The organism is Streptomyces sp. BV286, from assembly GCF_019090165.1.
GTDB lineage: Bacteria > Actinomycetota > Actinomycetes > Streptomycetales > Streptomycetaceae > Streptomyces.
Genome location: NZ_JAHRIB010000127.1, coordinates 83,510 through 102,266, shown reverse-complemented (window position 1 = coordinate 102,266; position 18,757 = coordinate 83,510). Strand labels below are relative to the sequence as shown.

General features: G+C 71.8%; 18 protein-coding genes. 11 read left to right on the top strand and 7 right to left on the bottom strand.

Annotated elements, in window-relative coordinates:
* Nucleotides 1–33: 33 nt before the first annotated feature.
* The 7 genes from KUF83_RS17020 to KUF83_RS16990 all read left to right on the top strand — a co-directional run bounded on the left by KUF83_RS17020 (nt 34) and on the right by KUF83_RS16990 (nt 7,739).
* Nucleotides 34–1,026 carry a hemin ABC transporter substrate-binding protein gene (locus tag KUF83_RS17020; protein ID WP_217455556.1) on the top strand — a complete coding sequence of 331 codons (993 nt, stop codon included), beginning with the start codon at nt 34–36 and terminating at the stop codon, nt 1,024–1,026.
* Nucleotides 1,023–2,132, top strand: a complete 1,110-nt coding sequence (locus KUF83_RS17015) for a FecCD family ABC transporter permease (protein ID WP_374106082.1) — start codon at nt 1,023–1,025, stop codon at nt 2,130–2,132. The genes KUF83_RS17020 and KUF83_RS17015 overlap by 4 nt, the downstream gene beginning before the upstream one ends.
* Nucleotides 2,129–2,962 carry a heme ABC transporter ATP-binding protein gene (locus tag KUF83_RS17010; protein ID WP_217455536.1) on the top strand — a complete coding sequence of 278 codons (834 nt, stop codon included), beginning with the start codon at nt 2,129–2,131 and terminating at the stop codon, nt 2,960–2,962. Before KUF83_RS17015 ends, KUF83_RS17010 begins: the two co-directional genes overlap by 4 nt.
* A gap of 177 nt (nt 2,963–3,139) precedes the next feature.
* Nucleotides 3,140–4,291, top strand: a complete 1,152-nt coding sequence (gene efeO, locus KUF83_RS17005) for an iron uptake system protein EfeO (protein ID WP_217455535.1) — start codon at nt 3,140–3,142, stop codon at nt 4,289–4,291.
* 12 nt (nt 4,292–4,303) lie between these two features.
* The gene (gene efeB, locus KUF83_RS17000; protein ID WP_254643960.1) at nt 4,304–5,722 is read left to right on the top strand and encodes an iron uptake transporter deferrochelatase/peroxidase subunit; all 1,419 of its coding nucleotides are present in this window, start codon (nt 4,304–4,306) and stop codon (nt 5,720–5,722) included.
* Between the two features lie 3 nt (nt 5,723–5,725).
* Nucleotides 5,726–6,583, top strand: coding sequence for an iron uptake transporter permease EfeU (gene efeU, locus KUF83_RS16995; RefSeq protein ID WP_217455534.1), 858 nt, complete (start codon nt 5,726–5,728; stop codon nt 6,581–6,583).
* Nucleotides 6,584–6,734: 151 nt separating this feature from the next.
* A complete protein-coding gene (locus KUF83_RS16990) occupies nt 6,735–7,739 on the top strand; it encodes a hypothetical protein (RefSeq protein ID WP_217455533.1) in 1,005 nt (334 codons plus the stop codon).
* A 253-nt stretch (nt 7,740–7,992) separates the two neighbouring features.
* Here the strand turns inward: KUF83_RS16990 and KUF83_RS16985 are convergent, their stop codons facing one another.
* The gene (locus KUF83_RS16985) at nt 7,993–8,724 is read right to left on the bottom strand and encodes a bifunctional DNA primase/polymerase (protein WP_217455532.1); all 732 of its coding nucleotides are present in this window, start codon (nt 8,722–8,724) and stop codon (nt 7,993–7,995) included.
* 167 nt (nt 8,725–8,891) lie between these two features.
* Here KUF83_RS16985 and KUF83_RS16980 point away from each other — a divergent pair, with 167 nt between their 5' ends.
* Nucleotides 8,892–9,719 carry a glycerophosphodiester phosphodiesterase gene (locus KUF83_RS16980; protein ID WP_217455531.1) on the top strand — a complete coding sequence of 276 codons (828 nt, stop codon included), beginning with the start codon at nt 8,892–8,894 and terminating at the stop codon, nt 9,717–9,719.
* Nucleotides 9,720–9,799: 80 nt separating this feature from the next.
* On the opposite strand, the gene KUF83_RS16975 is transcribed toward KUF83_RS16980, so the two are convergent.
* On the bottom strand, nt 9,800–10,456 hold the full coding sequence (locus KUF83_RS16975; RefSeq protein ID WP_217455530.1) for a TetR/AcrR family transcriptional regulator: 657 nt from the start codon (nt 10,454–10,456) through the stop codon (nt 9,800–9,802).
* A 102-nt stretch (nt 10,457–10,558) separates the two neighbouring features.
* On the opposite strand from KUF83_RS16975, the gene KUF83_RS16970 reads away from it, so the two are divergent.
* Nucleotides 10,559–10,792 carry a DUF6243 family protein gene (locus KUF83_RS16970; protein ID WP_217455529.1) on the top strand — a complete coding sequence of 78 codons (234 nt, stop codon included), beginning with the start codon at nt 10,559–10,561 and terminating at the stop codon, nt 10,790–10,792.
* Nucleotides 10,793–10,914: 122 nt separating this feature from the next.
* Here the strand turns inward: KUF83_RS16970 and KUF83_RS16965 are convergent, their stop codons facing one another.
* The 3 genes from KUF83_RS16965 to KUF83_RS16955 form a co-directional block, all read right to left on the bottom strand.
* Nucleotides 10,915–11,898, bottom strand: a complete 984-nt coding sequence (locus tag KUF83_RS16965; protein ID WP_217455528.1) for a small ribosomal subunit Rsm22 family protein — start codon at nt 11,896–11,898, stop codon at nt 10,915–10,917.
* Nucleotides 11,899–11,980: 82 nt separating this feature from the next.
* Entirely contained in the window at nt 11,981–13,159 is a 1,179-nt protein-coding gene (locus KUF83_RS16960; RefSeq protein WP_217455527.1) for a serine hydrolase, read from the bottom strand.
* Nucleotides 13,111–14,454: a Bcr/CflA family multidrug efflux MFS transporter gene (locus KUF83_RS16955; RefSeq protein WP_217455526.1), complete on the bottom strand. Its 1,344-nt coding sequence runs from the start codon at nt 14,452–14,454 to the stop codon at nt 13,111–13,113. The genes KUF83_RS16960 and KUF83_RS16955 overlap by 49 nt, the downstream gene beginning before the upstream one ends.
* Before the next feature lie 112 nt (nt 14,455–14,566).
* Between KUF83_RS16955 and KUF83_RS16950 the strand changes: the two genes are divergently transcribed.
* Complete coding sequence (locus tag KUF83_RS16950; protein ID WP_217455525.1) at nt 14,567–15,568, top strand: Gfo/Idh/MocA family protein; 1,002 nt, start codon at nt 14,567–14,569, stop codon at nt 15,566–15,568.
* A 165-nt stretch (nt 15,569–15,733) separates the two neighbouring features.
* On the opposite strand, the gene KUF83_RS16945 is transcribed toward KUF83_RS16950, so the two are convergent.
* Entirely contained in the window at nt 15,734–17,380 is a 1,647-nt protein-coding gene (locus tag KUF83_RS16945; protein WP_217455524.1) for an alkaline phosphatase, read from the bottom strand.
* Nucleotides 17,381–17,529: 149 nt separating this feature from the next.
* Here KUF83_RS16945 and KUF83_RS16940 point away from each other — a divergent pair, with 149 nt between their 5' ends.
* Nucleotides 17,530–18,318 carry an SDR family oxidoreductase gene (locus KUF83_RS16940; RefSeq protein WP_217455523.1) on the top strand — a complete coding sequence of 263 codons (789 nt, stop codon included), beginning with the start codon at nt 17,530–17,532 and terminating at the stop codon, nt 18,316–18,318.
* Between the two features lie 73 nt (nt 18,319–18,391).
* Here the strand turns inward: KUF83_RS16940 and KUF83_RS16935 are convergent, their stop codons facing one another.
* Complete coding sequence (locus KUF83_RS16935) at nt 18,392–18,718, bottom strand: nuclear transport factor 2 family protein (protein ID WP_217455522.1); 327 nt, start codon at nt 18,716–18,718, stop codon at nt 18,392–18,394.
* Nucleotides 18,719–18,757 lie beyond the last annotated feature (39 nt).

The following is an 18,757-nucleotide window of genomic DNA, read 5'->3' as shown; positions in this document are numbered from 1 at the left end:
TCAACCGGAAGGACGGACGCGGTCGTGCGACGCATGCGTGTACGAGTGGCGGGAGCACTGCTCGCGGTGCTGGCGATCACGGCGACGGGCTGTTCCTCCGAGGAGGGATCGTCCGCGAGCGAGCCCGTGGCCGAGGCCGACGCCGCAGACCGTGTCGAGCCCTTGACGGACACCCCCGCTCCCCAACTCCCGGTCACGGTGCGCTCGTCCGACGGCCGTGACGTCACGGTCAAGGACGCCCGACGCGTCGTTCCGCTCTCCGGCAGCCTCAGCGAGATCGTCTTCACCCTGGGTCTCGGCGACCGTGTCGTCGCCCGCGACATCACCGCCACCTTCACGCAGGCGGAGAAACTGCCGGTGGTCACCCGCAACCACGACGTCTCCGCGGAGAGCGTGCTGTCGCTGAAGCCCGACCTCGTGCTCGCCGAGGCGACGACCGGGCCGGCGGAGGCGATGAGCCAGATCCGCGACGCGGGCATACCCGTCCTCGTCGTCGCCCCGGCCCGGGGCCTCGACGACGTGGGCCCGCGGATCGAGGCGGTCGCCGACGCCCTCGGAGTCGGCGCCGCGGGGAAGGAACTGACCCGGCGCTCCGAACAGCGGATCGCCGCCGTGCGCAAGGACATTCCGCAGCGCACCGACAAGCCGCGCGTCGCGTTCCTGTACCTGCGCGGCTCCGCGTCCGTCTATCTGATCGGCGGCAGGGGCTCGGGGGCGACCTCCCTGCTCGAGGCGGCCGGCGCCGTGGACGCGGGCGCCGAGGCGGGCCTGAAGAAGGACTTCACGGCGATCACCACGGAGGCCCTCGCCCAGGCGGCCCCCGACGCGATCCTCGTCATGTCCAAGGGCCTGGAGTCCGTCGGCGGCATGGACGGCCTGGTCAGGATTCCGGGCGTCGCGCAGACCCCTGCCGGGATGGACCGCCGGGTCGTCTCGGTCGAGGACGGCGTCCTCCTCAACTACGGCCCCCGCACGGACCAGGTATTGAAGTGCATCGTCAGCCAGCTGTACGAGGACACCGAGTGACCGTGACCGACAAGGCCGCCGCCCACGAGGACCTGGTCCCGCAGGCCCCGCCCGCGAGCACCCCTCCCGGCCGGTCCCGCCGCGGCGCCCCCTGGCTGCTCACCGTCGGCCTGGCCGCTCTCCTCCTGCTGCTCACGCTGGCCTCCGCCGGACTCGGCGCGTACGAGATCCCGCCCGGTGACGTCCTGTCGTCCGTCGCGCACCGCGCGGGCCTGGGCGGCGGCGAACTGCCCCGCGTCCCCGAGTCGGTGCTCTGGAACGTGCGCTTCCCGCGGATCGTGCTCGCGCTGCTCGTCGGCGCCTCGCTCGGCTGCGCGGGCGCGCTCATGCAGGGCGTGTTCGGCAACCCGCTGGCCGAGCCGGGCGTCATCGGCGTCTCGTCGGGTGCGGCGGTCGGCGCGGTGGCCGCGATCTCGCTCGGTCTCGGATTCCTCGGCACCTGGACGGTTCCGGCCTTCGCCTTCGTCGCGGGGCTCGGCACGGCGCTGCTCGTGTACTCGATGTCCCGCTCGGGCGGCCGTACGGAGGTCGTGACGCTGATCCTCACCGGTATCGCGGTGAACGCCTTCGCGGGCGCGCTGATCGGCCTGTTCATCTTCCTGGCCGACACCGCGGCGGTGAACCAGATCACCTTCTGGCAGCTCGGCTCGCTCTCCCAGGCGACCTGGCCGAAAGTGCTGGCGGTGCTGCCGTGCGCCGCGGCGGGACTGGTCGTAGCGCCGTTCTACGCACGGAAGTTGGACCTGCTGGCTCTCGGCGAGCGTCCGGCGCGGCACCTGGGTGTGGACGTCGAGCGGCTGCGGATCGTCCTGGTCCTGGTGGTCGCGCTGCTGACCGCCGCGGCCGTCAGCGTCTCCGGTGTCATCGGTTTCGTCGGGCTCGTCGTCCCGCACCTGCTGCGCATGGCGGCGGGCCCGGGCCATCGCTTTCTCCTTCCGGGCAGCGCCCTGGGCGGTGCGGTGGTGCTGCTCGCGGGCGACCTCGCGGCACGGACCGTCGCCGAGCCCGCCGAGCTGCCGCTCGGTGTACTGACCGCGCTCTTCGGCAGCCCGTTCTTCTTCTGGCTGCTGCGCAGGACCCGTCGCAGGCAGGGAGGCTGGGCATGAGGTGGCTCCGCACGAGGACCGCTCCGCCGGGCCCCGTGGCGCCCGGCGACGTACTCGCCGAGGCCGAGGCCCTGCGGGTCCGGCTCGGCGGCCGCGAGGTGCTGTCCGGCGTGGACGTCAGGGCCCGCGCGGGCGAGGTGCTGGCACTGGTCGGCCCCAACGGGGCGGGCAAGTCCACCCTGTTGGGCACGCTCGCCGCCGACGTCCCGGCCGACGCGGGTGTCGTACGCGTCCACGGCCGCCCCGTGTCCGACTGGTCGGCGCACGAACTGGCCCTGCGCCGGGCGGTGCTCCCCCAGTCCGCGTCGCTCTCCTTCCCGTTCCCGGTCGAGGACGTCGTACGGATGGGGCGGGCGCCGTGGGCGGGCGGGGCGCAGGAGTACGCGTCGGAGACGGACGACGCGGCGGTGGCCGCGGCCATGGCGGCGACCGAGGTCACCGAGTTCGCGGCCCGGCCCTTCTCGGCGCTCAGCGGCGGCGAGCGGGCCAGGGTCGCGCTCGCCCGGGTGCTCGCGCAGCAAACCCGGCTGCTGCTGCTCGACGAGCCGACGGCCGCTCTGGACCTGCGGCACCAGGAACTGGTGCTGCGGATCTGCCGGGACAGAGCGCGCGACGGGGACGCGGTGGTCGTGGTGCTGCACGATCTGGGTCTCGCGGCGGCGTACGCGCACCGGGTGGTGATCCTGTGCGCCGGGCGTGCGGTGGCCGACGGGGCACCGGCCGAGGTCTTCACCGACCGACTGCTTTCGGACATCTACAAACAGCCGGTGGAGGTCTTCGCCCACCCGCGCACCGGCGGGGTCCTGGTGGCCCCCGTGCGGGGTTCTTGACCCGTCTTTGACCGTTACGTGGGGGGTGTATTGGGCCTCCGTGACCCGGTCGTGCTCATACGGCGTCCATGAGAGCTGAATCACTGGACGGGCGGCTTTCGGTCAGGTAAGCCTCAGATAAGTTAGGCCAGCCTCACTCGGAACCTTTGCCTGCCCTGTGACCCTCTTGGAGCCTGTATGCGAGCCGTCCGACTCTCCGTCACCGCTGCCGCGACCGTGGCGGCGCTGGCCGCTGTCACGGGTTGCACCGAGAAGAGCGACGCGTCCGGCGACGGCCGTGTCGTCGAGGTGACGGCCACGGACACCAAGTGCGAGGTGTCGAAGAAGGAGTTCCCCGCCGGTCACGTCCAGATCGACGTGACCAACAAGGGCTCCAAGGTCACCGAGGTCTATCTCCTCTTCCCCGACGACCGGATCGTCACCGAGCGCGAGAACATAGGCCCCGGCACCAGCCAGAAGGTCACCGCCGAGGTGAAGGCGGGCGACTACCGGATCGCCTGCAAGCCCGGCATGAAGGGCAAGGGCATCCGTCAGGACGTCAAGGCCACCGGCAGCGGCAAGGTCGCCGAGCGCGACCCGCGCCTGGACACGGCGGTCGCCTCCTACCGGGAGTACGCGCAGGAGCAGGCGGACGAGACGCTGCCCAAGGTCAAGGTCTTCACCGACGCCGTCAAGGCCGGTGACATCGAGGCCGCGAAGAAGGCCTACGCCGACTCGCGCATCGGCTGGGAGCGGACCGAGCCGGTCGCCGAGTCGTTCGGTGACATCGACCCGAAGGTCGACCTGCGCGAGGACGGCCTGGAGGAGGGCCAGGACCTGGAGAAGGACTGGACCGGCTGGCACCGCCTGGAGCGCTCGCTCTGGAAGGACAAGAAGCTCACCGACCGGGACTCCGAGCTCGCCGACCAGCTGGTCAAGGACCTGGAGGACTGGCAGAACCGGGTCGGCAAGGCGGAGATCACCCCGACCTCGATGGCCAACGGCGCCAAGGAACTCCTGGACGAGGTCGCCACCGGCAAGGTCACCGGTGAGGAGGAGCGCTACTCGCACACCGACCTGGTCGACTTCAAGGCGAACGTCGAGGGCGCCCAGAAGTCGTACGAGCTGCTGAAGCCGGTCGCCTCGGAGAACGACGCGGCGCTGACGAAGGAGCTCGACACGCAGTTCGCGGCGCTCGACACGCTGCTGGACAAGTACCGCAAGGACAAGAACTCCTACGAGTTCACCTCGTACGACAAGGTCGGCAAGGCCGACCGCAAGGAGCTCTCGGACGCGGTGAACGCGCTCGCGGAGCCGCTGTCCAAGCTCGCCGCCGCCGTGGTGAAGTAGGGACCTGCCGCCATGACGGACGCCACGAACGCCATGAACACCGCGGATGCCGCGGATGCCGCGGGTGCCGCGGGTGCCGCGGGTGCCGCGAACAGCACGAATGCCGGTGACTCCCTCGGCGAGACCGATTCCGCGGCCCCGACCGGCTCCACGGCCCGGGCGGACTCCGCGGCCCAGGCCGGCTCCGGCTCCCGTACGCCGTCCCGGCGTTCGCTGATCGGCTGGGGCGGCGCCGGGCTCGCGCTGGGTGCCGCCGCGGCCGGCGGGGCGGTGGCCGCGACCCGCAGCGGCGACGACGTCGAACCGACCGCCGCCGGATCGGGCGCCGCGGTCGCCTTCCACGGCACCCACCAGGCGGGCATCGCCACCCCGGTGCAGGACCGGCTGCACTTCGCCGCCTTCGACGTGAAGACGACGGACCGGGCCGCGTTCGTCCAGCTGCTGAAGGACTGGACCGAGGCGGCCCGGCGGATGACCGCCGGGCACGCGGTGGGCGAGGGCGCGTACGGCGGCCTGGCCGAGGCACCGCCGGACGACACCGGTGAGGCGCTCGGGCTCAAGCCGTCGCGGCTGACCCTGACCATCGGCTTCGGCCCCTCGCTGTTCGAGCGGTTCGACCTCGCGGACCGGCGGCCGCAGGCCCTCGTCGACCTGCCGAAGTTCGCGGGCGACAACCTCGACGGGAACCGCAGCGGCGGCGACCTGTGCGTCCAGGCATGCGCGGACGACCCGCAGGTCGCGGTGCACGCGATCCGCAACCTCGCCCGGATCGGCTTCGGCAAGGTCGTCGTCCGCTGGTCCCAGCTGGGCTTCGGCAAGACGTCCTCGACGACTCCGGAGGCCCAGACCCCCCGCAATCTCATGGGGTTCAAGGACGGCACCCGCAACATCGCGGGCACGGAGACGGACCGGCTGAAGAAGTTCGTGTGGGTCGAGGAGAAGGACGGACCGGCCTGGATGACGGGCGGCTCGTACCTCGTGGCCCGGCGCATCCGCATGAACATCGAGACGTGGGACCGGACCTCCCTCCAGGAGCAGGAGGACATCTTCGGCCGTGACAAGGGCGAGGGCGCTCCGGTCGGGAAGGCGAAGGAGCGGGACAAGCCGTTCCTGAAGGCGATGAAGCCCGACGCGCACGTACGGCTCGCGCACCCGGACACCAACGCCGGGGCGACGCTCCTGCGCCGCGGCTACTCCTTCACGGACGGCACGGACGGGCTGGGCCGCCTGGACGCGGGCCTGTTCTTCCTCGCCTACCAGCGGGACGTGCGCAAGGGCTTCATTCCGGTGCAGCGGAGCCTGGCACCCGACGCGCTCAACGAGTACATCCAGCACGTGGGTTCAGCGGTCTTCGCGATTCCGCCCGGCGTCCGTGACAAGGACGACTGGTGGGGCCGGGCGCTGTTCTCGAAGGACTCCAAGGAGGCGTAGGCCGTGTTCGGCAACTATCTGATCGGTCTGCGCGAGGGCCTGGAGGCGAGCCTCGTCGTCTGCATCCTCATCGCCTACCTGGTGAAGACGGACCGCCGGGACGCCCTGAAGCCCGTCTGGATCGGTATCGGCGTCGCGGTCGGGATCGCCCTCGGCTTCGGCTTCGCCCTCGAATTCGGTTCCCAGGAGCTGACGTTCGAGGCGCAGGAGGCGCTCGGTGGTTCGCTGTCCATCGTCGCCGTCGGCCTGGTGACGTGGATGGTCTTCTGGATGCGGCGGACCGCCCGGCACCTGAGGTCCGAACTGCACGGCAAGCTGGACGCGGCCCTGCGGATGGGCACGGGTGCGCTGGTCGCGACGGCGTTCCTGGCGGTGGGGCGCGAGGGCCTGGAGACGGCCCTGTTCGTCTGGGCGTCCGTGCGCGCGTCGGGCGACGGCACCCAGGGCCCGCTGATCGGCGTGCTCCTCGGCATCCTGACCGCGGTCGTCCTCGGTTACCTCTTCTACCGGGGCACGGTCCGCATCAACCTCGCCAAGTTCTTCACCTGGACCGGCGGCATGCTGGTGGTCGTGGCCGCGGGCGTCCTCGCGTACGGCGTCCACGACCTCCAGGAGGCCGACTTCCTGCCGGGCCTGACGAACAAGGCCTTCGACATCAGCGGGACCATCCCCCCGGACAGCTGGTACGGCACGCTCCTGAAGGGCGTCCTCAACTTCCAGCCCGACCCGACCGTCGTCCAGGTCGTCGTGTGGGTCGCGTACCTGGTGCCGACACTCGCGTTCTTCCTGGCGCCCCAACGGTCCGGCCGGGCGGGGGCGAAGCCGTCCGCTCCGCTCCGCGAAAAGGTCGAAGAGGTCTGAGACCGGGCGGAAGCGGTCCGCAACGGACGCCGGGGATCCCGCCGCGAGCGCAATAGATCACAGTGCGGGCCCGGTACGTGATCCCGCCGCCCGCGTCCTTCCCGGCCCCGGTAGGGTTTCGCCTCCGGGAAGGGGAAGGTGAAGGCACCTGATGAGCAGGGATCGCGGCCCACGTAGGCCTCGCAGGCTTGGCCGGAGCGCGCTGACCGCGGCCTCGGTGACCGTGCTGTCGGTGACGGCGAGCGGATGCGTGGTGGTGCACGGGGAACGGGAGATCCTCCCCGGGGCCACGAAGGCCGAGGCCGCGCGCGCCCTGAAGGACTTCACCGCCGCCTACAACGAGGCGAACGGCGCCAACGACCCGTCCCTGGACGCGGACCGGGTCACGGGCGCCCTCGGGGACATCGACGGGGCGAAGCTGAAGGCCGGTGGCACGAACCAGCCGGGCGGCAATCCCGACTACGTGCCCCTGACGCTGACCGACACCGAGTTCACCATTCCCGAGAAGGCCGGCTGGCCGCGCTGGTTCGTCACCGACTCGAAGGCCAACAAGGGCCGTGGTGAGGACCGTTGGCTGCTGGTGTTCACCCGTGGCGAGGCGAACGAGCTGTGGCAGGTCTCCTATCTGACGATCACCGCCGCCAAGGAGATACCGGAGTTCAAGAAGGACGAGGACGGCTGGGCCGAGCCGGTCACGGCGGACGCGGCGGACCTGGCGGTCGCCCCCGGGAGCCTGCCCCAGCAGTACGCGACGTACCTGAAGGACGGCGGCGACGCCTTCGCCCCCGGCGCCCACACCACCAAGTGGCGCTCCGACCGGGCGGCGAGCGCGGCCCGCCCCGGTCTCGCCCAGCAGTACATCGACGAGCCGCTGGCCTCCGGCGACTACGCTCCGGTCGGCCTGCGCACCACGGACGGCGGCGCCCTCGTCTTCTTCACGACCCGCCACTACCAGAAGCAGACGGCGGCCCAGGGCGTTCCCATCAACGTCACCAACGCCGACGTGAAGGCCCTGATGACGGGCGAGCCCAAACAGTCCCTCACCCTGGAGTCCATCTCCAACCAGGCGGTCCTGGACCCGGCGAAGTCCGCACAGAACGCACAGGTGCAGTTCCTGGGCAGAATCCAGGGCTTGACAGCGGCGAAGGGCGAATAGCGCTCAACGGGGGCGCGGGGAATCGGCAGGCTTCTTCTGGGGGCGCGGGGAACTGCGCAATCTTTTCGGACGCCCGGGGGAAGAGCTCACCCCTCAGGGGCGCGGGGAACTGCGCAATCTTTTCGGACGCCCGGGGGAAGAGCTCACCCCTCAGGGGCGCGGGGAACTGCGCAGTCTTTTCAGGGGCGCGGGGAACTGCGCGACCAGCCACAGCCGGCCCGCAGACGAGAAACCCACCCCGACGGAGTCACCGTCACCCCCGCAACGGCCACGCCGCAACCTGCTCCCGCTCGACCCCCGCATACCGAGCACATTCATCGGTCAGCACCTCGAGCAACGACAACGGATCCGGCAACGGATGCTCGGGCCCCCGCGCCCACTCCACGGTCAGGTCCCCGGCCAACCGCGCCGGCGGCACCAGTACATACGACCCCCGGCAGTGCCACCGCAGCCCCGGATGCTCGTCCATCGTCTCGGGGTGACAGTCCAGCTCGCACGGCCACCACTCGTCCTCGTCCTCGGGCGTACCCCGCGTGGCGGTGAAGAAGAGCATCCGGTCACCCCCCGAGAGGGCGACGGGCCCGACCTCGACACCGGACGCGAGCAACCGCTCCAGCGCCTCCTGCCCGGCCTCCAGCGGCACGTCCAGCACGTCGTGCACCATGCCGGTCGCGGTGATGAAGTTGGCCAGCGGCTGATGCCGGGCCCACCGCTCGATCTGCGCCCGGTCGGTCGTGGACTGCGTCTGCCAGGCGAACGAGACCGGGTGGCGCGCGGGGGTGGGACACCCGACGCGATCACAGGAACACCGGTAGGCGGAGGGATGGGCGGCGGGCGCGAGTGGCAGCCCGGCCTCCGCGGCGGCGAGCAGCAGTTCCTCACGGCTCGCGGAGTCGGCCGCGGCGTCCGGCCGTGGACGCCGGCCGCGCAGCCACTGGGAGATCCTGCCCTGCCCGCCGGAGCGGCCGCCCGTCTCTGCGCTCATCGATCCCCTCGCCTGGCTATCGTGCGGAAAGCATGCCTCATGGTCGCACCATCCTGCGCTTCGGGGGGCCGGAGCCCACATCCGGGGGAGGTGGGGCAATGCCCGCCCGGGCAAGGATCGAGTGTCATTACATACTTTGACGTGATTTGGCCGCCTACGGTGTCGGCATGGTCACACGGACTGCGCTGACGGGCATCGCCGGTCTCACGTCACTGGCTCTCGTGGGGCAGGCCGGGGCGGTCACTCCGCTGGAGTGGGGCGCCGGCCCGCTGACGGTGGCCGCGCTCCCCCGCGTCGTCTACACGGCTCACCGCGGCGGCGCCCGGGAGGTGCCGGAGAACAGCATGTCGGGGCTCGTGACCGCGTACGAGCGCGGGACGGCCCAGGTGCTCGACCTGGACACCCGGATGCTGCGCGACGGAACGGTGGTGGTCATGCACGACGCGACCCTGAACCGCACGACCTACATGGGCGGCCCCGTGCACGGCCTGGACCGGCGGGACTGGCAGGGCGTGCGACTGCGCCCCCGGGCCGCGCTGCCGGGCAGCTGGCGTTCGGAGCGTCCGCCGACGCTCGCCGAGGTGCTGGACCGTTTCGGCGGGCGGGTGGTGCTGATGCTGGAGGCGAAGGACCCGCGGAGTCTGGGGGCCCTCGCCGCCATGATCAGGGCACGCGGTCTGACCCGCTCGGTGCTGGTCAACTCCAACCATCCCGCGGTGGCCCTGCGCACCCACCGCATGGGCCTGCTCTCGCAGTTGTGGCGGTCGGCCCGGCAGATGCGTACGGACCGGCCGGAGCGGTGGCGACCGTTCGTGGACGTCCTGGACGTGGACCACAGGGCCCGCGACCGCGATCTCGTCCGGGCCGTCAGGTCCGGCATCCCGCGCGTGTGGGCGCACACGGTGGTGACCCGGGCGCAGCGCGACCGGGCCCTCGCGCTCGGCTGCGACGGCATCATCACGGACGCGCCGGGACGGCTGGCCCGACGCGGGTGAGGCCTCGGCCCCGCTCACGAGGACGCGGGACGAGGGCTCGGGACCAGGACGCGGCCGTGGGCGCCCGTGCGGGCCCGCACTCAGCGGGGAGCGAGGCCGTGGAGTGCGTACTCGACGAGCTTGTCCGTGTACTCGTACGAGATGGGGCCCGTGTACTGGAGCCAGCGCTGGGCGAGCGGTGAGACGAAGAGTTCCAGGGCGACGCGGGGGTCGATGTCGGGGCGTACGGCACCCTGCCCCTGGGCGGCGCGCAGGCGCTTGACGTACAGCTGGAGCTGGGGCTCGAGGAGCTTGCCGACGAACTCGCGGCCGACCTGTTCGTTGACGACGCCCTCGGCCGCCAGGGCCCGTGACGGGGCCTCGAACCGGGGGTCGAGCAGTTCGTCGACGGTGGCGCGCAGGACCGCCTTGAGGTCCGCCTCCAGGTCACCGGTGTCCGGGATCTCGTACTCCGCGTACTCCCCGACGGCCTCGGGCCGGGCCGCGTCCTCGGCCGTCCGGGCGCTCAGGTCGATGAACGCCTCGAGCAGGACCTCGGCCTTCGACGACCACCAGCGGTAGATCGTCTGCTTGCCGACGCCGGCGCGGGCGGCGATGCCCTCGATGGTCGTCTTGGGGTAGCCGACCTCGGTCACGAGCGCGAGGGCGGCGTCGTAGATCGCGCGGCGGGACCTCTCGCTGCGCCGGGCCGAGTCGGGGGCGGGCTTGTGCTGGGGCTGAGCGGACTGTTGGGCCATGGGTCGAACTTAACAGGTTGACAAGACGATACGTCTCGCCGGACAGTGGTGTCACTGAATCGAGACGGTTCGTCTCGTTGGGTCGAGTGGGAGGAGGCCGTGATGAGCCGAGGTGGAGCCGGGAACATGCTGGGAGTCGGCGGCAGCCGCAGCAACCTGAGCCGCAAGGCGCTGCGTGGCGGGGGCCGGGGCAAGCAGGTGGGCGGCGGAACCGACCCGCAGGACCGGAAGAAGGAGCTGCTGCGCAGGTTCCAGGAGAAGCAGGCGAGCCAGGAGGGCACGGCTCGCGACGCGCCGGACGAGGCGACGGAGGAGGCGACGGGCGAGAAGCCGTGAGCGTACGGCCGGGAGATGCGGCCCGGCCGGAGGCGGAAGCCCCGGACGGGCTGCCGTGCTGTTCGAACGCCGGGCTGCCGGACTGCCGGGCTGCCGGACTGCCCGGCCGGGGTTGTCAGGCGCTAGGCCGGCGGCCAGCTGTCGCCCCAGTCCGCGTCGCGGGCCGCCTTGTAGAGCAGGCCGTGGCGCTTCGTCACCGTCGAGCGGGCGAGGCGCTCCGGCGTCTCGCACAGGTCCAGGAGCACCTGGCCCTTGCGGATCTGCGGCCGCCGCACGACCCGCGACGGCGCCGGGGTCACCGGGAAGCGCGTGGCGGCGACGTAGCTGAACTTCTCGTCCTCGTACGCCAGTGAGCCGCCCTTGACCTGCCGGTGCAGGGAGGACCGGCTGACCCGGGCCGAGAAGTGGCACCAGTCCTCGCCCGCGACGATGGGGCAGGCCGAGCTGTGCGGGCAGGGCGCGGCGATGTGGAAGCCTGCGCCGATGAGGCGGTCGCGTGCCTCGATGATCCGGAGGTAGCCGTCCGGTGTGCCGGGTTCGATGATCACGACGGCCGGGGCGGCGGCCGCCGCCGCGTCCACGACCGCGATGCGGGCGGCCTCCGTCAGCTCGCCGAGGACGTACGACACCGTGACGAGGTCGGTGCTCCCGATGGCGAGCGCCGCCCCGATCCGGGCGCGGTGCCACTCGGCCGACTTCAACAGCGGGTTGTGCGAGGCGAGTTCACGGCCGAGGGCGAGCGCGGGGTCGGCCCAGTCGAGCACGGTCACCGGCCGCTCCTCGGGCCAGGTGGCGTTCACGGCCCAGGTCGCCGCCCCCGTACCGCCGCCGACGTCGACGTGACTGCCCGGCACCCACTGCGGCGCGGCGTCCGCGAAGGCGTCCAGCGCGGCCCGTACGGCCTCGAAGGTCGCGGGCATCCGGTACGCGGCGTACGCGGCCACGTCCGCGCGGTCACGCAGGATCGGGGCGTCCGTCGGAGTGGTCCCCCGGTAGTTCGCGATCAGCCGGTCGACGGCCTGCGCGGCCACCTTCGGCGGCAGTCCGTCGAGCAGCCCCGCGAGGGCCGCGCGCAGGGTCTCGGCTGGGGAAACGGGGGCGGTCACGAGGGAATTCTACGAGGGCCACGGGCCCGGAATTCCGCGGGCGTCGCGCACCGGGCCGCGAAGTCCCCGAGCGGTGCGGCTCTCACGCTCCCCGTACCGCCCTGGCCAGCCGGGTGGCCGCCGCCGCGCGGGGTTCGTTGTCCGGGGGCCGGCGGCGCGGGTGGACGGTGTTGGCGAGGAGGACGAGGAACGTGTCCGTCGCCGGGTCCATCACCAGTGACGTACCCGTGAAGCCGGTGTGGCCGGCGGCTCCGTGGCCGGAGAGCGCGCCCATGAACCACGGAGCGTCGAGGACGAATCCCAGCCCGGGCGGCGACAGGAGAAGCTCGACGTAGTCGGGGCCGAGGATCCGGGCGGTGCCGTAGGAGCCGCCCGCCAGCAGGGTGCGGCAGAAGACCGCGAGGTCGCCCGCCGTCGAGAAGAGTCCCGCGTGGCCCGCGACCCCGCCGAGTGCCCACGCGTTCTCGTCGTGGACCACGCCCCGCAGCATCCCGCGGTCCGCCTTGGCCCAGGGCCGGCGCTGGTCCTCCGTCGCGGCCGCGCCCGCGCAGGGCCCGAATCCGGTGGCGGTCATGCCGAGCGGCCGGGTGATCCCGTCCCTGACGAGGACGTCCAGCGGGCGCCGGGTGATCCGTTCCAGGACCTGCTGGAGGAGCAGCATGTTGAGGTCCGAGTAGGTGTGCGCGCCGCCGGGGGCCGTCACCGGCTTCTCGGCCCGCAGCATGGCGAGCCGCGCCCGGTCGTCCGGGCAGTCGTACAGCGGGAGCTCGGGCCGCAGCCCGGAGGTGTGGGTGAGCAGGTGCCGCACGGTGATGCCGTACTCGGCGGCCGCCGTGAAGCCCGGCAGGTACGCCCCCACCCGGGCGTCGATGCCCAGCGTGCCGCGTTCCAGCTGCTGCACCGCGGCGACGCTCGTGAAGAGCTTCGTGAGGGACGCCAGGTCGAAGGGCGTGCGCGCCGTCGCCGGAACCCACGCTTCGCGCGGCAGCTCCACGCCGGCGTCCGTCTCCTCGTCGTACGCGGAATACCGTGCGGCCCATCCCGCCGACTCCTCGACGGCGATCACGGGCCCCCGCCCGGCGACGAGCACGGCGCCCGCGGCCCAGGGCCGGTCCCCGTCGGTGAGCCGACGGAACTCCCTTACGAGACGGTCGAGTTCCTCCGGGTCGAGCCCGGCACGTTCCGGCGTGCCGGGGCGCAGTCGCGGTGCGCTCAGCTGCCTGCTCCCTTCGCGTCCGTCTGATTCCGCCAGGGACGGCACAGTGCCATGAAGCAGCCGACGGCCACCAGTGAACACGCGAGCTGGACGACGGCCATCGGGACGGCCGTGTGCTCCCCGGCGACGCCCACCAGGGGGGTGGCGATCGCGCCGACGAGGAACGAGGAGGTGCCGAGCAGGGCGGACGCGGAGCCCGCGGAGTGCCGGGTGCGCATCAGGGCGAGCGCGTTGGTGTTGGGCATGCACAGACTCATCGCCGACATGAGGACGAAGAGTCCGACGGCGATGGGGACCAGTCCCACCTCGCCGAAGGCTCCGACGGACATCAGGAGCAGCGCGGCCGACGCGACGGTGATGACCGCGAGTCCGACGCCGAGTGCCTTGTCGAGGCTGACCCGGCCGACGAGGATCTTGCCGTTGATCTGGCCGACGATCACGAGGCCGACGGAGTTGACGCCGAAGAGGATGCTGTACGTCTGCGGGGAGGCTCCGTAGATCTCCTGGATCACGAACGGCGACGCGGAGATGTACGCGAAGAGCGCCGCGAAGGCGAAGCCGCCCGTGAGCATGTAGCCGGTGAAGACGCGGTCGGCGAGCAGGCCGCGCATGGTGCGCAGGGCCTCGGCGGTGCCACCCGCGTGGCGGCGCCCGGGCGGGAGGGTCTCGGGCAGCAGCCGCCAGACGACGACGGTCAGCAGGATCCCGATGACGGTCAGGATGTAGAAGACGCCCCGCCAGTCGGTGATCCGCAGGACCTGCCCGCCGATGAGGGGCGCGATGATCGGTGCGACCCCGGAGATCAGCATCAGCGTGGAGAAGAACCGCGCCATGTCCACGCCGTCGTACAGGTCGCGTACGACGGCACGGGCGATCACGATCCCGGCGGCGCCCGCGAGGCCCTGGAGCAGCCGGAAGGCGACGAGGAGTTCGATGGTGGGCGCGAAGGCGCACACGGCGGTGGCCGCGATGTAGACGAGCAGGCCGGCGATCAGGGGCCGCCGCCGTCCCCACTTGTCGCTCATCGGGCCGACGACCAGCTGCCCGAGCGCCATGCCGGCGAGGCACGCGGTGAGGGTCAGCTGCACGGTGGCCGCCGACGCGTGCAGGGCGTCGGTGACCTCCGGGAGCGCCGGGAGGTACATGTCCATGGACAGCGGCGGTACGGCCGTGAGACCGCCCAGGATGAGCGTGACCAGGAGCCCCACGGAGCGCCGGGCGCCCGGTGGCGGGATCGGCGGCGCCGCGGCGGCGGTCGTGCTCTCTTCGGTGACCGCCGCGCTCGGTATGCGTGCCCCCCGGCCGTCCTGGTCCCGCGTGGTGCGGCCCCGCTCGGGCATGTGCCCCTCCCTGTCTGTGGAATCCGCCACCTATGCTCTCAGCTCGTACAGGTGGTCGAGACCATCGAGTCGTCGACCGTCGGGTCGTGTGCTCACGGAGCGAGGGGTTGGGATGGCGGAGGAACGCGTGCGGTGGGGTGTGCTGGCGACCGGTGGGATCGCTGCGGCGTTCACGGCGGATCTGATCGATCTGCCGGACGCCGAGGTGGTGGCGGTGGCGTCGCGCACCGAGGAGTCGGCGAAGACGTTCGCGGAGCGGTTCGGGATACCCCGGGCGTACGGGGACTGGGAGTCCCTCGCGGCGGACGAGGACGTGGACGTCGTGTACGTGGCGACTCCGCACTCGGCGCACCGGGTGGCGGCCGGGCTGTGTCTGGAGGCGGGGCGCAACGTGCTCTGCGAGAAGGCGTTCACGCTGAACTCGCGCGAGGCCGAGGAGCTGGTCGGCCTCGCGAAGGAGCGCGGGAGCTTCCTGATGGAGGCCATGTGGATGTACTGCAACCCGCTGATCCGGCGCCTCAAGGCGCTGGTCGACGAGGGGGCGATCGGTGAGGTCCGCACGGTGCAGGCCGACTTCGGACTGTCGGGGCCCTTCCCTCCCACCCACCGGCTGCGCGATCCGGCACAGGGCGGCGGCGCCCTCCTCGACCTCGGTGTCTACCCGGTGTCGTTCGCGCACCTGCTGCTCGGGGAGCCGTCCGAGGTGACGGCGCGGGCGATGCTGTCGGAGGAGGGCGTCGATCTCCAGACGGGCATGCTGCTCTCCTGGGAGAGCGGCGCGCTCGCTTCGCTGCACTGCTCCCTGGTGGGCGGCACGTCGACCTCGGCGTCCGTCACCGGGTCCGAGGGCCGCATCGACATCCCGTACGGCTTCTTCCACACCGACCGGTTCCTGCTGCACCGCGACGGCCGTGACCCCGAGGAGTTCACGGCCAGCGCGACCGACGGCACCCGCGCCAGCCTCAAGCACGAGGCCGTCGAGGTCATGCGCTGTCTGCGCGCGGGCGAGACCGAGTCCCCGCTGGTCCCCCTCGACGGCTCCCTGGCGGTCATGCGCACACTGGACGCGGTCCGCCACGACGTGGGCGTCCGCTACCCGGGGGAACCGGCCTGACGGCCAAAGAGTTCTCGGGGCGCGGGGAACTGCGCAGTCCTTTGCCTTCAGGGGCGCGGGAAACTGCGCAGTCTTTCGTCTTCAGGGGCGCGGGGAACTGCGCGACCGGCCACGACGGCCCCGCGGCCGGCGAACCACCGCAGTCCCCCGCCCCCCGGCGGAGCCCTACGCCGGCTTCAGCCCCTGGTCACCCACCTCGGTGACGAACGACGCGGCGGTCACGATCGGCGCCCCCGGCGTCGTCACGGCCGCCACCGTCTTGAAGTCGGCCCGCGCCGACTCCCGCCCGAGCCGCACCGTCGTGTAGCCGCGCCGCCCGTTGTAGAACTTCAGATGCGGGTTGGCCTGCATGTACGTGTCCCAGTTGGCGGGCTTCTCCGCGCCGTCCCGGCCGCTGGTGACGGAGGTCGTCACGATCTCCGTACCGAGCGTCCTGGACGCGGGGTCGTCGAAGTCGTCCTTGATGTCGAAGGCGTACCCGACGTGGACGTCCCCGGTGAACACCATCAGGTTGTCGATCCCGGCGGACTTCGCGCCGGCCAGGACCCGCGCGCGCGAGGCCCGGTAGCCGTCCCACGCGTCCATGGACACCCTGGACGGCACGGTCAGGTCGAACTTCCGCTGGGAGAAGATGACTTGCTGCGGCAGTACGTTCCACAGGGCCTTCGAGGCGTGCCAGCCGTCGAGCAGCCAGCGTTCCTGCGTCTCACCGGTGATCGTGCGCGACGGGTCGTCCGTCTCGGGGCCGGGAACGTCGGCTCCGTCGCCGTACGCCTGGTCCGAGCGGTACTGCCGGGTGTCGAGGATGTCGAACTGCGCGAGCCGGCCCCAGTTCAGGCGGCGGTAGAGCTGCATGTCGGCGCCCTCGGGCCGCTGCGGGCGGCGCAGCGGCAGGTTCTCCCAGTAGGCGCGGTAGCCGGCGGCGCGGCGCAACAGGAACTCCTCCGGCGGTACGGCGTTCTCCGGTATGTCGTCCGCGTAGTTGTTCTCGACCTCGTGGTCGTCCCAGGTGACCACGAAGGGGTGCTTGGCGTGCACGGCTATCAGGTCGGGGTCGGTCTTGTAGAGGGCGTACTGCAGTCGGTAGTCCTCCAGGGTGATGGTCTCCCTGTTGAAGAGGTCGGGCAGCACGCGGTCGGTGTAGTTGCGGGCGCCGCCAACGGAGTTGACCGCGTACTCGTAGAGGTAGTCGCCGACGTGGAAGACCACGTCGACGTCGTCCTCGGCGAGATGGCCGAACGCGGTGAAGTACCCGTCGTGGTAGGCCTGGCAGGAGACCGCGGCCAGCTTCAGTTCGGAGACGTCCGCGCGGGACGAGGGCGCGGTGCGCGTTCTGCCGACCTCGCTGATCCAACTGCCCACCCGGAAGCGGTAGTAGAAGACCCGGTCGGAGTCGAGGTGTCCGACCTCGACGTGCACGGAGTGGTGGAACTCGGGGTGGGCGACGGCCGCGCCACGTCTGATGACGTGACGGAACCGCTCGTCGCGGGCCAACTCCCAGCGCACGAGGACGCGTTCCGGCGGGAGACCCGAGTCGGCCTGGTACGGGGTCGGCGCGAGCCGGGTCCACAGCAGCACGGAGTGGGCCTGCGGGTCGCCGGAGGCGACGCCGAGGGTGAAGGGGTTCTCGGTGATCTTCGCCGCGTCGAGCTCGGCGGCGCCCGCCACACCCGCGGTCGGCAGGTTCGTGGCGAAGGCGAGCGCGGCGGCCGCGCCGGTGACGGTGAGGAAGCGGCGGCGCCCGAAGTGGCGGGCTGCGGCCCGCAGTTCGGGAGCGTGCTCGTTCGTTCGCCGGTGACCTGAGGCTGTCATCTGGCTCTCCCCTGACAGTTGTTGTACCAGTTATTGGAGTGGTCAGGGTCAACTGTGGACTGTCGCGGACACAACAGTCGGATGTCGGACGGATGAGTACCGAATGTCGGACCGTCGCCGTCGGATGCCCTCCCGTACCCTGCGGGGCCATGAACGCCAATCGGACGAAGATCGCGATCGTGACAGGCGCGGGCTCGGGCATCGGCCGTGCCGTGGCCGTCGAACTACTGCGGACCGGCTGGTCGGTGACGCTGGCCGGCCGCCGCGCGGAGCGGCTGGAGGAGACGGCGGAGCTCGCGCGGGCGGCCCTCGGCGGGGAGCCGTCGGGGCAGGACAGCACGTCCCTGTGTGTGCGCACCGATGTGGCGCGGCCCGAGGAGGTGGCCGCGCTCTTCGCCGCCGCACGGGACCGCTTCGGGCGGCTGGACCTGCTCTTCAACAACGCCGGCACGTTCGGCCCCGGGGGCGTGCCGTTCGAGGAACTGCCGTACGACGCCTGGCGTCACGTGGTCGGCACGAATCTGGACGGGGCGTTCCTGTGTGCGCAGGCGGCGTTCCGGCAGATGAAGGAGCAGGATCCGCAGGGCGGAAGGATCATCAACAATGGCTCGATCTCGGCGCACACGCCGCGCCCGCACTCGGCTGCGTACACGGCGACGAAGCACGCGCTGACGGGCCTCACCAAGTCACTGTCCCTGGACGGCCGTTCGTACGGGATCGCCTGCGGCCAGATCGACATCGGCAACGCGGCGACCGACATGACCGAGCGCATGCAGACGGGAGCGCTTCAGGCGAACGGGGAGACGGCGCCCGAGCCCGTGATGGACGTCGCCGACGTGGCCCGCACGGTGCGGCACATGGCGGAACTGCCCCTGGAGGCGAACGTGCAGTTCGCGACGGTGCTCGCCACCGCGATGCCCTATGTGGGCCGCGGGTAGCTCCTCGGGGTGGGCCGGGTTGGCTCCTCGGAGTGGGCCGGGTTGGCTGCTCGGGTGGGCCGGGCGTGGAGGGCTACGCCTGGCCGGTCGCGAAGTGGGTGATCCTGCCGCCGTCGTCGACCGTGAAACTCCACCTCGTCCGCATCTCGCCCCAGGCGTCGTTGCTGTAGCGGGCGAGGAGGGCGAGGCCGCCGTCCGCCTCGTTGTCGACCTCCATGTGACCGTGCGAGTCGAAGATCTCCCGCGCGGTCCAGTCGTCGAGGTCACGCTCCGAGCCGTCGTCGGACATCGTCGCGCCGGACGCGAGGACGGCCCGGAGGGCGTCGCGGTCGTGGGCGTTCACGGCACTGACGAAGTCCCGGACGGCGGGGTGGCTCAGCCTGGCAACCTGAATCGTCATGTCCGCCAGACTCACACCGCCCCGGCGCCCCCGCCACCC